Here is a 13,753-nt window from a genome sequence, read left to right as displayed (position 1 = left end):
AGGAAGTGATTTGCATTGGACAAATACTTTGATGTCACACTTATATTAGATTTTTTACCAAAACTTATAAAATACTTACCTACTACTTTATATATTTTGACATTATCCCTCATTATTGGATTTGTTATCGGACTCTTAATCGCACTCACTAAAATATATAAAGTACCTATATTAAATCAGTTAAGCACTATTTATATATCCTTTTTCAGAGGTACACCAATAATCATTCAATTGTTTATTGTGTTCTATGGTATACCAGCCATCACCATGTTAATGGGTATTGATACATCTAATATTCCACCATTATATGCAGCTATCGTCACTTATGCGCTAGGTAGTGGCGCAAGTATAGCTGAAATTATTAGAGGTGCAGTCAATAGCGTTGGAAAAGATCAATCTGATGCTGCTTATAGTATTGCACTGACAAAACGTCAAACTTTTGTGAGAGTCATTTTTCCACAAGCGATGTACCAAGCATTACCCAATTTCGGTAATACGATTATTGGATTTTTAAAAGATACATCATTGGCATTTACGATTGGTGTCATGGATATGTCTGGCCGTGGGGAAACATTAATTTCTTCAAGTAATCACTCTTTAGAAGTCTATGTTTCTCTGGCTATCATTTATTATTTAACTGCAATATTATTAGAAAAATTATTCTCTAAAGTAAGTCAGTTGACTCGAAAAGGAGATTCACTTACTACTGTATATGATTTGAAAATTTAAGGAGTGATGAGATGAATCTTGATATTCCCTTTATAGGTGTAGCGTTACAAGCGATGGTTAAAGTCATTCCTTTAACTATTTTAATGACCATCTTACCAATAATATTCGGTTTATTAATTGCAATTGTAATATCCTTTATTCAAATAAGACACATTAAATTTATGGAACCACTATCGCATTTTTACACATCATTTTTCAGAAGTACACCTGCTATATTGCACATTATGCTTATATATTTAGGTTTACCAGCTCTTATAAAATTAGTTGCCGATTTAATGTATATTTCAGTTGATCCTAACAAAATACCTGTCGTAGTATTTGTCATTATGGCATTATCATTAACTGCCGGTGCATATTTAACTGAAATTATAAGGTCAGGCATCATATCTGTTGACCACGGTCAAATAGAAGCAGCTTATTCAACCGGAATGACACATAAAGAAGTGTTTCAAAGAATATTGTTGCCTCAAGCTATTGATATTGCTTTCCCTAACTTCACTAATTTGCTAATTGGATTCTTACATACGACTTCAATAGCATCAATCATAGCCGTACCTGAAATTACAGGCACAGCTAATATTGTGGCAGCAGACAATTATTCATTTTTAGAAGCATTTATCGCTGCAGGTATTATTTACTGGATATTAAGTTTAATCATTGAATACATTCAAAGTATCGCTGAAAAAAGACGATCCGTATATAAGGAGGAATTCTAAATGTTTCAAGCTAAAAATATAGTTAAAAGTTTCAATGGTATAGAAGTACTTAAAGGCGTTGATTTATCGGTAAAAACAGGAGAAGTTATCGCTATTCTAGGACCAAGTGGTTCTGGAAAAACAACATTATTACGTTCCTTAAACCTACTTGAAAAGCCAGAACAAGGTGAAATTATTGTTGGTAACAAGCTCATTAATGTAAATAAAACCAATCAACAAGATATTCTAGAACTGAGAAAAAGAACTTCAATGGTCTTCCAGCATTACAACTTATTTAAACATAAAACAATTCTTCAAAATGTAACCGAAGCGCTTATTGTCGTACAGAAAAAAACAAAAAAAGAAGCAGTAGAAATTGCAATTTCAGAACTAGAAAAAGTAGGATTAGGTGATAAACTCGACCAATATCCAAGTCAATTATCAGGCGGTCAACAGCAAAGAGCAGGTATAGCTAGAGCACTCGCGATTAATCCTGAAATTATTCTTTTCGACGAACCAACTGCCTCATTAGATCCCGAACTCGTAGGAGAAGTATTAGAAGTCATGCTTAAAATTGCAAATCAAGGCGTCACTATGGTTGTCGTCACACATGAAATGGAATTTGCAAAACATGTTGCTGACAAAGTTGTCTTTATGGACCAAGGCAAAGTCATTGAAGAGGGTACACCTCATGAAATTTTCAATTATCCTAAACAAGAACGCACAAAAAAATTCTTACAAAAAGTTTCGCCAGATTATATATTCAAATTAAAAGAACAACGGCAATTACAACATACACTTTAATGAAAATAGACTTGGCATGCTATGTGTCGAGCCTTTTTTTGTTCGGACTTGAGCGCACGAAGACTACGAGATATCGCGCGTTATGGGGTAAAATCAGGGGTGAGCGCCCGAAGACTGAGAGATATCGTGCAGTTGGGGCTAAAATAGGGCCGTATCGCACGAAGACTGAGGGATATTGTGCAGTTAGGGGTCAAATCAGGCCGTATCGCCCGAAGACTACGAGATATCGTGCAGTTGGGGCTAAAATAGGGCCGTATCGCCCGAAGACTGAGAGATATCGTGCGTTATAGGGTAAAATCAGGCTGTATCGCACGAAGACTGAGAGATATCGTGCGCCAATTTCATACAATTCAGTAATATAGTTAAAAGCCGAGACATCCTTCGTCTCGGCTTTTTAATATTTAAGTATTGATCTCTTCAATTCCTGAGACATCAAATTAATAATGATAAATATATATAATATGCCAACTAATGGTGCGTAGAATGTCCACCAGTTTGTTGTTAGCTCGTTAGAGTGAAAGCCTAATAAACTGCTTAAGTCATTGATACTTGGTCGTTCTATAATTTCACATGCGGGTCCATAGCAAACCTTTGTACCTCCTAAGAATATTTTGAAGAAGGCTAGGTGTGTCATGACGAGCAAAGTTTGAAAACATATTCTCAAAAATATGATTAAATATTGAGTTTGTATGTTAGGTAATACATGTTTGATAAAAATATGTTTATCATGAGGACTAATGGTATAAGCAGCTTCGATATAGTCTTGATTTAATATATGCTGAGTTGATTCTTTTATCAGCATTGTTGTCGTTGGTGTCATTAAGATTGTCAGAATAATGATATTATAAATCATTCTAAATTGCATATTAGTCGTAAATCCATCTATTGTTTCATATAGTAAAGGTTGTAATAAGATATACGCCAATATAGATTGAGGAATATAAAATAAAGCATTAGAGAAGATACTGTAAATACTTGTTGTCTTGCGATTAAATGCTAAATAAGTTCCAATTACTACTGAACAAAGAACAGATAAACTTGATATGACGATGATAATCAGTATAGTGATACGATATCCTGATAACACTTCAAATAACATGTTTTTAGAAGCGGTATCCACACCAAACAATGCTTTGAAGCTAGGTGCAAATGGCGAGCTTTTCATAATATCCCCATTAGAATTGTATAGAAAATTCATAGATTTAGGCGTGATGTTTAGTAAATCAAAATAAATCACACCAACTAGGGCGGGTAAGATAAGTAACGTTAATAGTATATAAAACTTCTTCATGATAACCCTCCCCGTACGCCAGTGATGGTAAATAATACTTTATGACTCATAAATATGGCGAGAGATATAGGTACATAAATCAATATAAACGTGACAAATAATACTTCTGGAGATCCATAATCAAATATAAATGATGACAAACCGTGCATGTTAAAGATTCTTTCCAAAAGTAATAAACTTGAAAGCGTGATCCAAATAATATGTTTAAAGTTGATTAAATATGATGCAAACAAATTCCTTAATATGTGTTTAAAGTATAGCTCTATATTTGATAAACCCTTCGCTCTAGAAAATTCAACAAAATCTGCACGAGATACATCATCTAGAATACTACTTAAAAATGTCACACTACTCACTAAAGGTATAATGGATAGCACCAAAATAGGGAATATTAAAGCTTTATCCTCGGAACTATTCGCTACATTAAACAATAGAATATCTGTATATCGATAAAATAATATCATCAATGAAATAGAAAAAGGTATATAAAAAATATCGGGAATAATAGATAGAACTGTATTAATTTTTAAATACCATTTTTTAATATGGTCATTAACATATAGAAGGTATGTAAATAATAAAGATACGATAAAAGCTAACAATAGCGCAGCAAACAAAATCACAATAGTATTTATCCAAGGTTCAATAAAGAATGGAAATAAACTGCGTTCAACATGTGATATTTTATTTGTAAATATAATCTCTTGAGGATGAAATGTGTATAAAAATGTCGACTTCAAGGCATTAAGATAATTCAAGAAACTAAAATGTTGATCATCGAATAAAGCAGGCAAACATGCTAATAATAAGAATGTAATTATCGCCATGATGAAATTGTATAATTTTCTCATAAGGCATTTACCTACTTTCTAAAGATAATATGTATTACTGCTAGTGTAAAATGATACTTATATTTAATTTACATATTTTTGAAGGTATTTACAAGGGTGTATAGAAAGTATTGTTGCTGAGAAATGAAATAAAAGCCACGACGTAATTTATCATGGCTTTTATTAATCTTCTTTAGACTTTATATACCACGCATCCATTGCGGAGTGGTCAGAACCTGGGAGTGGTTCGTTTAACAGTGTAAATCCAAATTTCTCATATAGGATACATGCTGCTTTTAATTCATGCATTGTTTCTAAATAACATTGTTCATAATGTTCAAAGGCAAAGGACAGAGCGGTTTCCATGAGTTTCTTGGAAAGTCCTAGTCCTTGGACTTTTGGAATTAAATATAATTTTTGTAATTCGCAAACTTTATCATGTTCGTTAAACGGGGCTATTCCAACGCCACCCACAATTTCTTCTTCAATTTCAGCTACCCAATAGTTCGCATGGTTTAAATTAGCATAATATTTGTGAAGATCGTTAAGTTGAGGATCATAATAAGCTGATCCAGGAATCGCAAGTCCAAGTGATTCTAATGAGCTTTGTATAATTTCTTTTACTTTTGCGTTATCTTCATGTGTCATTTCTCGAATAATCATAAAAGAACTCCTTTGCTTTGGGCTTAATCAAGATTATGTTAGATTAATTTATTTGAAATAATATTAGGACTCATTATATATGAACCCAATCATTTTGCACAATTATTAGTGAAAATAACTGAATAACAAGATAACAAAAAGCCATGACGTTATTTGTCACGGCTATCGCGTACTTGAGTGTTTTTTCTATTTATATAAAGAATGATAACGCCAACTATAAAAAAGTAATAGATTAACATTGTATAAATATTTGCCCACCCAGCTGCTTTTAGCAGTATAAAACCTAAGCTCATACTCATAAATATCGTGAGATTTATAAATAACTCTTTAATCCTTTGTCTTCGTGTTACATGTATTTGACTCTCGTGAAATTGATATCTTAAATATATACCAATACTGTAGGCAAATAAACATATCATATATGAAATATCATTATGCGTCATATAGACAATTACATCATAAATGACATTGGTCAAAATAACCCCTAATACAACAAATAACTCTACCATCTCGTACCACACCTAAATAAAAGTTTTGAATTTGTTAAAACTAATTATTTTATTCATTAAAGCCTTTTAAAAAGTCTTGCTTGTTAAATTTAAATATATCATCATGTAACATCAAATCATGATTCGAATCTCGCTCAAGTTTGATGTTTTTATAATACGACAATAAAGTTGCTATAACGCCATCATGAGTTATGATTACATTATTTTTATCATCATCTATATATTCATCAATGAATTCTTTAAAATGTGAAATAAATGCTTCTTCATTTAAATCATTTGGATGCGCTACGTCGGTTACACTTATAAAATTCAAACTTATATTATAATCACTTGGTATCATTTGATCACATGGATTTAAAGAAACTTTTTTATAAGGATAAATTCTAGGTGCTAATATATCAACAAATGTAATATCATTTTCATCACTTAATAATTGTGCGCTTTCTATAGCTCTGACAGTAGGACTAACCCAAAATCTTGAATCACTTCTAATTTCTTTTCTTAACTTTTTATAATCTTCTTTTCCTTGTAATGTTAACTTTGGATTCCTTATATTAAAACTATAAGGTTCATCTGTATTATGTTCAGCTTGACCATGTCTTATAATATAAATCATTATAGCTACCCCCATAATCTTCATTATATGTTTTATTATAGCTATTTGTTAGGTTTCAATCATTAATAATAATACAACTTCAATTCATTTCACAGGCAATATTTTTTCATTAATAAAAAGATAATGATTTAAAATAAATAATTTTGAAAAATTTATATTTTACCTGAGTTACTTTGTAACAATAATGTAAATTTACTTAATGTGATATAAGTATTAAATATTATAGGAGTGATTCGGATGATTAAGTATAGTGAATTTGAAGGCAAAACGGTTCTGATTACGGCTGCGTTTTCGGGTATTGGTAAGGCTACTGCTTTAAAATTTGATAAAAATGGTGAAATATTGTGTTTGATGATTTTGATGAACGTTCTAAACAAACGGTTCAAGAAATCAAAGACAAATATAGTAAAACCATTTTTGTAAGAACAGATGTTTCACAACCTGACCAAGTGAAAAATTTAGTCGATAAAACAGTTGAAACATTTGGCAGTTTAGATCATGTATATAATAACGCAGGTATTCTAAATAAACTAAATAAATTTGCTGATATTGACGTAGATACTTTTGATAAAGTATTAGATGTAGACATTTAAGGCGTCTTCTTATCTATGAAATATGAAATTCAACCATGCTTGAAAACGGTGGAACGATTGTAAACACAGCTTTTGTAGCAGGTTTAATAGCAGACCTTGAAATGAATCCATATATTGCAGCTAACCATGCTGTAGTAGGGATGGCAAAATCAGCAAGATTCGATTACGGTGAAAATGGGGGTAGAATTAATGCGATTGCACCAGGACTAACAGAAACAGAAATGACGAAATCTCGGAAAGGCAATCCATAGAAATGGTATTATTCCTATCTTCAGACGTAGCTAAATTCATGACAGCACAAGTTTATCTCGCAGACGGAGGACAAATAGCATACTAAATGAAGTTGAATATATAGAAAAATGATAGAAGTCTCGATAAGAGGCTTCTTTTTTATGGTTAGAAAGGCTTATTCATTTGTAAATTCTTTACATAATTTCATTGATAATGATTATCAACTAGGTTATTATATTATTGTAAGTTTCTATAAAAAAGAAATAATAACATTAAAAATATAAATATATTCATTGTAGTAATGAAATGTTATATAAAAAGAGGTGAATTATTTAATTTTTAAATCGTAATGATTATGCTTATAAAATCAAAATTTTAACAGACGGGGAGTTAGATTATGAATAAATTATCAGTTAAAGATTTAATTACAGTAGGTATTTTTACAGCGATTTATTTAGTAGTGTTCTTTGTTACTTTTATGATTGGTTATATACCATTTTTTATACCGTTTCTAGGGTTCATTTGTCCGATTGTATGCGGTATTCCGTTTATTTTATATGTTATGAAGATAGATAAATTTGGTATGGTGACATTGACTGGAACGATTTTAGGTATTGCTTTTACAGTGATGGGCAGTGGCTTAATTATGATTCCATTTGGTATTATCTTTGGTTTGATTGGTGACTTCATTATGAAATCTGGTGGATATAAAAAGTGGAAATCAATTGCGTGGGGCTATGCTATTTTCTCGCTTTGGATGATGGGATTTGTTGTAAGAATGTTTATTGCAAGAGATCAATACTTTAAAGAGGTCGGGAAGTCTTACGGTCAAGATTACGTAAATGTCTTGGAATCTATTACACCTTTATGGACGTTACCTATGATGTTTATTTTGACAGTGATTGGTGGTCTTGTTGGTGCTTGGTTAGGTAAGAAAATGTTTAGTAAACATTTTAAAAAGGCGGGACTTGTGTGAAGACGGTTGTTGGTTCATTAAGAGATCATAGGAACATTGTCGCAAAATTAGACCCTAGAACTAAGATCGCTTTAACGATCACGATAAGTACGATTTTAATATCAAGTGGTAGTTCACAAAGTATTTTAAGAGTATGTTTAACGTTATTTTCACTCGCATTATTATTATCTATTCATAAGATCAGTTTGTTTATTAAATGTGCAGTTACTTTTTTGGTGCTGATAGGCATTCAATATTGGGTTATTCCTTATGCAGAAGGCATGATTAAATTTATTCTGCTCGCATTTGTTGGGATATTTATGAATATGTTTCCTGGGTTTATTGTTGGCTATTACACGTTATTCTCTACAAAAGTAAGTGAATTTATAGCAGCTATGGAAAAAATGAAATTACCTAGAAATATTATCATTCCAATATCTGTGATTTTTAGATTTTTCCCGACGATTGCTGAAGAATATCGAAATATTAATTATGCCATGAAAATGCGAGGTATTAACTTTTCGAATCATTTTTTTAAAATGATTGAATATAGAATGATTCCGCTTATTATATCTGTTGTTCAAATAGGGAATGATCTTTCTTTTACAGCGATGACGAGAGGGATTGATTCTCCATTTAAACGGACGAATGTATGCGTCGTGAAGTTTAAACTACTTGATATATTGTTAATCATTATCATGGTGATATTATGGATTATTTATTTTAAGGAGAAGTTGTTTAATGATTAAATTTGATAATGTAACTTTCAACTATGCTTCTTCAGAAGAACCAGCTATTCAAAATGTCTCACTTCAAATTAAACAAGGTGAATTAGTCGTGTTCTGTGGTAAATCAGGTAGCGGGAAGTCTACCGTTGCTAAATTGATAAATGGTTTAATTCCTAAAGTTCAACATGGTGACATAAGTGGGCATGTTTACTTGTATGGACGCAATATATCGGAAATTGAGATGTATCAATTATCACAAATGGTCGGTAGTGTATTTCAAAATCCGAAGACGCAATTTTATAACGTTGATACGACAAGTGAGCTTGCGTTTAATTTGGAAAATCAAGGTATTGATAAAACGGTCATCATTGAAAAGATTAAAAAAGTTATGAACCAGTTTAAGATTGAGCATTTATTGGATCGCAATATATTTGAGTTATCAGGTGGCGAAAAACAAATTATTGCATGTGCGACAGTACTTATTACTAACCCAGATGTTGTCGTATTAGATGAGCCATCTTCAAATTTAGATATGTATAGCATTAAGAAATTAAAAGAAATGATTTGTTATTTGAAAGAACGTGGTAAAACGGTCGTTCTGATAGAACATCGTTTGGATTATATTATGGATGAGGCAGATAGCGTCTATTATATGGAAGACGGCTCGTTACATGCACATTATCCAATAGGTTCGTTTAAATCACTACATCGTGACGAACTTGAAAGCATGGGTATTCGATACGGACAAGAGGAACGATTACAACATGAGCCACAGTTTGATGATCATGTCATGGAAATGCATAATTTTAGTTATACGTATGACAAATTTAATAAAGAGAAACAATTAGATGTGAATGAAATAGCCATACCAAAAGGTGAAGTAGTCGCGATTATCGGCGATAACGGAAGTGGTAAATCGACCTTTGCTAAATGTTTATGTGGTTTGCTGAAGGATTTTAAAGGACATGTGACGTATGACGAGAAGCGACTCAAACAGAAACAATTATTAAAGCAGAGCTATATGGTTTTCCAAGATGTAAACACACAATTATTTACGGAAAGCTTGGAACAAGAATTACAGCTATTAAATGTTCAATTAACAGAAACACAAGTTGATGACATGTTAGAAAGTATGAATTTGTTAGATAAAAAACATGAACATCCATTGTCACTTTCTGGTGGTGAAAAACAAAGAATGGCCATTGCTACGGCAATATTGAGTGGTAAGGAAATCATTATATTTGATGAACCTACTTCAGGGCTGGATTTATATCATATGAAAAAAGTCGCGAAAATGATTAACGACATCCATGACAAAGGAAAGCAAATCTTTATCATTACACATGATAAATCATTGATATTAGAGATTTGTACATATGTCTTACATTTTGGAGGTGGTCGTCTTATTAATCAGTTCGCATTGAATCATCAAGGCATCGATCAATTGAATCATTATTTCGATGTATAATTCGCATCAATGAGAGGAGTCAGTAAAGTATGAACACCGATGAACATTGGATAAAATCATTACTCGTATTTGGACAAGATGCTAAATGGAAGATTGTTTTATCTATTGTATTGTCTATTATTAGTGTGTTTTCAGGATTAGTGCCTTATTGGACGGTATATAAAATCATACTATTAATGATTGATGGAAATACAGAGATGAATCAAGTTATTTATTATATAAGTATCGCGGCAGGTGCTTATGTGATACAGGTTATTTGTTTCGGAAGTTCGACGATGTTATCACATGTGACGGCTTATGATATTTTATCTAATATTAGAAAGCAATTGGCACATAAATTAATGCGTTTACCTTTAGGTGTAGTAGAATCTAAAAAAATTGGTGAACTTAAAAGTATATTTGTCGATAAAGTAGAAACGATTGAATTACCGTTAGCGCATATTATTCCAGAAGTAGTAGGTAATTTATTACTGTCTATTTCTATATTTGTTTATATCGTCATTATCGATTGGCGTATGGCTTGTGCAATGTTGATTACGGTGCCGATCGCATTTTTTGCTTTCAAAAAATTAATGTCTGGATTTAATGAGACTTACGAAGAACAAATGGCATCGAATAATTACATGAACAGCTCAATTGTTGAATACATTGAAGGTATAGAAGTCATTAAAACATTTAATCAATCTCAAAATTCTTATAAAAAATATAAAGATGCTGTTAATGCATATAAGATACATACTTTAAATTGGTTTAAAAGCACATGGGGCTATATGAACTTAGGTGCAAGTATTCTTCCTTCGACTTTTCTAGGTGTGCTACCACTAGGTATGTATTTGATTTCAATTGACCAGTTGAACTATGCAGAATTTTTTATTTGCTTAGTACTGTCTTTAGGTGTTGTCGCACCAATCAAGAACTTTACGAATTATGTTAATCAATTAAAATCAATCCAATATGCGATTACAGAAGTACGCCAAGTATTGAATTTAGAAGAACTTGAAGTCTCGAAAGCTTTTAAAGAACCTAAAAATCATCAAATCACATTTAATGATGTTGGGTTCTCTTATTCAAATGACAAAGATAACTTAGTATTTAATCATTTGTCATTTGATATTCCAGAGAAGACTTTTACAGCAATTGTTGGTGCATCTGGTAGTGGTAAGTCTACGATTGCGAAATTACTTTCAAGATTCTGGGATGTAACATCCGGTGAAATTGATATCGGTGGCGTAAATATTAAAGATATTGAACCTAAGAAACTGAATGAATTAGTTGGTTTTGTAGGCCAAGATAACTTCTTATTAAATCTTACGTTTAAAGAAAATATTAAATTAGGTAATCCGGAAGCATCGGATGAAGCGGTTGAAGAAGCGGCTAAATTAGCGCAATGTCATGAATTTATTACGAAATTGCCAGATGGCTATGATACGAATGTAGGTTCAGTTGGTGATAAATTATCGGGCGGTGAAAAACAACGTGTCACAATAGCGAGAATGATCTTGAAAGATGCACCGATTATTGTATTAGATGAAGCGACAGCTTATGTCGACCCAGATAATGAACAAAAAATTCAAGCTGCATTAAATGCTTTAACTCAAAATAAGACGCTTATTGTTATTGCCCATCGATTATCTACCATTAAACAAGCAGATCAAATTATTGTGTTAGGTCATCAACAAATTCTTGAAAAAGGTGACCATGCAAGACTACTGGATATGAACGGTCAATATAAACAAATGTGGGATATGCACATCGGTGCGAAAGATTGGGGGGTCTCTTCTTAATTTGTAATACATTCAAATATAAAGGAGGATTAACATGTTTCAGATTACATTTAAGATTTTAAAGTGGGCGACACCTTATAGATCAAGAATGATTTTAGGATTTGTAATGTCATTTATTAATTCTATTTTTATCGCCTTACCAATCTTCTTAGCTGCCCAAGTGTTTAACCGTGTGCTATCTCATAAACAAATTGAAATGTATGAAATTATGAGTGTGTTAGGCATCATGATTTTATTAGTATTAGCAAGATTTGTGACAGCTTATTTAAAGAATAGACTTCAAGAAAGTATCGCCTATGAAATGAGTGCGAAAGAACGTTTAAATATTGGTGATAAACTTAAGAACGTAAGACTAGGGTATTTTGAAGACCATCAAACAAATGAACTTGCAACGGTTGTTACAACAGATTTAACGTTCTTAGAAAATTATGCAATGAAGATGATCGATATTGTCGTAAACGGCTATATATTAATTACTGTATTAATTTTGTCGCTTTTAGTTGTGTCTTGGGAAGTGTCACTATTAGCACTTATTGGCGTAGTGCTCTCTTTACTTTGCATTCATTTATTAGAAAAGAAAAGCCATCAAAACGCGCCGCATTATCATCACGTTCAAAATCAACTTGTTGAGAAAGTGCTTGAAGTCGTTCGAGGTATTCAAGTTATTAAATCATTCTCAAAAGAAAATACGAGTCTTCAAAGTTTTAACAAAGCAGTAGATGAAAGTAAACGCGTGAATTCAAAAATTGAATTACAATACATACCGTTTAATTTATTGCATTTGTTGAGCTTAAAGATTCTTTCTATCGTCATAGTATTTATTGCATGCTTATTATATATCAATCAAAGCATTGATTTACCAACGCTTATTATGATTTCTATCTTTTCATTTGTGATATTTGAAAGTGTGGAGAATGTAAACAGTGCAGCACACGTGTTAGAAATGATCGATATGACGTTAAATGATATTGAAGAAATTAAGAACGCACCTATATTAGATGAAACAGGAAGAGATATCGAAATCGATAACTTTGATATTGAATTTGATCATGTAAGCTTCTCATACGGAGAGCACCGTGTGATTAATGATGTGAGCTTTAAAGTAGGGGCACAAACATCTACAGCAATCATAGGACCATCAGGAAGCGGTAAGTCTACCTTATGTAATTTGTTGTTAAGATTTTATGATGTAGACGAAGGTACAATTCGAATAGGTGGCGTTGATATCCGAGATATGACACTAAGTACACTGATGTCTCATATTAGTGCGGTGTTTCAAAAGGTCTACTTATTTAATGATACAATCGAAAATAATATTTTATACGGTAAGCCAGATGCAACTAAAGAAGAAGTTATCGCAGCTGCGAAACAAGCATGCTGTCATGACTTCATCATGTCACTACCGGATGGCTATCAAACAATGGTCAATGAGAAAGGGAATAATTTATCTGGTGGAGAAAAACAACGTATATCTATCGCAAGGGCGATATTAAAAGACGCACCAATCATCATACTAGATGAAGCAACTGCGAGTATTGATCCAGAGAACGAACATCTCATACAAAGTGCAATTGATGAATTAAGCAAAGACAAAACAGTTATCACAATCGCACATAAAATTGGAACAATTAAAAACGCCAATGAAATCATCGTATTAAACGAAGGAGAAATCATACAAAAAGGCGATCACGAAACACTCGTGAATCAAGCAGGAACTTATCAGAACTTCATCCAAATCAAGACACAATCAGAAGGTTGGAGATTGTAAGAAAACCAGTAGTATCTAAACACATATATTGTGCACTTAATAAACAATATTTTCTAGGCGGCTTATTCTATATGATCTATATAGGATAA

The 13,753-nt window shown here is 32.1% G+C and carries 15 protein-coding genes; 10 read left to right on the top strand and 5 right to left on the bottom strand.

All coding sequences use genetic code 11. The annotated features are described in order from the left end of the window. Nucleotides 1-15 precede the first annotated feature (15 nt). Genes ACJTHF_RS12140 through ACJTHF_RS12130 form a run of 3 tightly spaced genes read left to right on the top strand, consistent with a single transcriptional unit; the run spans nt 16 to nt 2,228 of the window. A complete protein-coding gene (locus tag ACJTHF_RS12140) occupies nt 16-729 on the top strand; it encodes an amino acid ABC transporter permease (RefSeq protein ID WP_058590947.1) in 714 nt (237 codons plus the stop codon). Between the two features lie 11 nt (nt 730-740). Next, the gene (locus tag ACJTHF_RS12135) at nt 741-1,445 is read left to right on the top strand and encodes an amino acid ABC transporter permease (RefSeq protein ID WP_058590946.1); all 705 of its coding nucleotides are present in this window, start codon (nt 741-743) and stop codon (nt 1,443-1,445) included. Continuing rightward, nucleotides 1,446-2,228, top strand: a complete 783-nt coding sequence (locus ACJTHF_RS12130) for an amino acid ABC transporter ATP-binding protein (RefSeq protein ID WP_058590945.1) — start codon at nt 1,446-1,448, stop codon at nt 2,226-2,228. Between the two features lie 394 nt (nt 2,229-2,622). Here ACJTHF_RS12130 and ACJTHF_RS12125 read toward each other — a convergent pair whose 3' ends face one another. From ACJTHF_RS12125 to ACJTHF_RS12105, 5 genes are all read right to left on the bottom strand, one after another. After that, nucleotides 2,623-3,519, bottom strand: a complete 897-nt coding sequence (locus ACJTHF_RS12125) for an ABC transporter permease subunit (protein ID WP_058590944.1) — start codon at nt 3,517-3,519, stop codon at nt 2,623-2,625. Further along, nucleotides 3,516-4,346, bottom strand: coding sequence for an ABC transporter permease subunit (locus tag ACJTHF_RS12120; protein ID WP_407812625.1), 831 nt, complete (start codon nt 4,344-4,346; stop codon nt 3,516-3,518). Before ACJTHF_RS12120 ends, ACJTHF_RS12125 begins: the two co-directional genes overlap by 4 nt. A gap of 186 nt (nt 4,347-4,532) precedes the next feature. Next, nucleotides 4,533-5,012, bottom strand: coding sequence for a GNAT family N-acetyltransferase (locus ACJTHF_RS12115; protein ID WP_119469392.1), 480 nt, complete (start codon nt 5,010-5,012; stop codon nt 4,533-4,535). A 149-nt stretch (nt 5,013-5,161) separates the two neighbouring features. Then, nucleotides 5,162-5,521 carry a hypothetical protein gene (locus ACJTHF_RS12110; protein WP_078355382.1) on the bottom strand — a complete coding sequence of 120 codons (360 nt, stop codon included), beginning with the start codon at nt 5,519-5,521 and terminating at the stop codon, nt 5,162-5,164. A gap of 49 nt (nt 5,522-5,570) precedes the next feature. Beyond that, nucleotides 5,571-6,137 carry a phosphoglycerate mutase family protein gene (locus tag ACJTHF_RS12105; RefSeq protein ID WP_182679443.1) on the bottom strand — a complete coding sequence of 189 codons (567 nt, stop codon included), beginning with the start codon at nt 6,135-6,137 and terminating at the stop codon, nt 5,571-5,573. A gap of 344 nt (nt 6,138-6,481) precedes the next feature. Between ACJTHF_RS12105 and ACJTHF_RS12100 the strand changes: the two genes are divergently transcribed. From ACJTHF_RS12100 to ACJTHF_RS12070, 7 genes are all read left to right on the top strand, one after another. Further along, the gene (locus tag ACJTHF_RS12100; protein WP_058590939.1) at nt 6,482-6,730 is read left to right on the top strand and encodes an SDR family oxidoreductase; all 249 of its coding nucleotides are present in this window, start codon (nt 6,482-6,484) and stop codon (nt 6,728-6,730) included. 35 nt (nt 6,731-6,765) lie between these two features. Beyond that, nucleotides 6,766-6,981 (top strand): SDR family NAD(P)-dependent oxidoreductase, encoded by a 216-nt coding sequence (locus ACJTHF_RS12095; protein WP_058590938.1) that lies wholly within the window; start codon nt 6,766-6,768, stop codon nt 6,979-6,981. Between the two features lie 377 nt (nt 6,982-7,358). Continuing rightward, the gene (locus ACJTHF_RS12090) at nt 7,359-7,937 is read left to right on the top strand and encodes an MptD family putative ECF transporter S component (protein WP_058590937.1); all 579 of its coding nucleotides are present in this window, start codon (nt 7,359-7,361) and stop codon (nt 7,935-7,937) included. After that, nucleotides 7,934-8,665, top strand: coding sequence for an energy-coupling factor transporter transmembrane component T (locus ACJTHF_RS12085; RefSeq protein WP_037589623.1), 732 nt, complete (start codon nt 7,934-7,936; stop codon nt 8,663-8,665). Before ACJTHF_RS12090 ends, ACJTHF_RS12085 begins: the two co-directional genes overlap by 4 nt. After that, nucleotides 8,658-10,112: an ABC transporter ATP-binding protein gene (locus ACJTHF_RS12080; protein WP_232156995.1), complete on the top strand. Its 1,455-nt coding sequence runs from the start codon at nt 8,658-8,660 to the stop codon at nt 10,110-10,112. The genes ACJTHF_RS12085 and ACJTHF_RS12080 overlap by 8 nt, the downstream gene beginning before the upstream one ends. Before the next feature lie 29 nt (nt 10,113-10,141). After that, nucleotides 10,142-11,896 carry an ABC transporter ATP-binding protein gene (locus ACJTHF_RS12075; protein WP_232156993.1) on the top strand — a complete coding sequence of 585 codons (1,755 nt, stop codon included), beginning with the start codon at nt 10,142-10,144 and terminating at the stop codon, nt 11,894-11,896. Between the two features lie 34 nt (nt 11,897-11,930). Further along, entirely contained in the window at nt 11,931-13,664 is a 1,734-nt protein-coding gene (locus ACJTHF_RS12070; RefSeq protein WP_232156991.1) for an ABC transporter ATP-binding protein, read from the top strand. Nucleotides 13,665-13,753 lie beyond the last annotated feature (89 nt).

Origin of the sequence: Mammaliicoccus sp. RAM2, from assembly GCF_045897195.1 — a bacterium.
Lineage (GTDB): Bacteria > Bacillota > Bacilli > Staphylococcales > Staphylococcaceae > Mammaliicoccus > Mammaliicoccus sciuri.
This window is presented reverse-complemented; position numbering and strand designations above follow the sequence as displayed.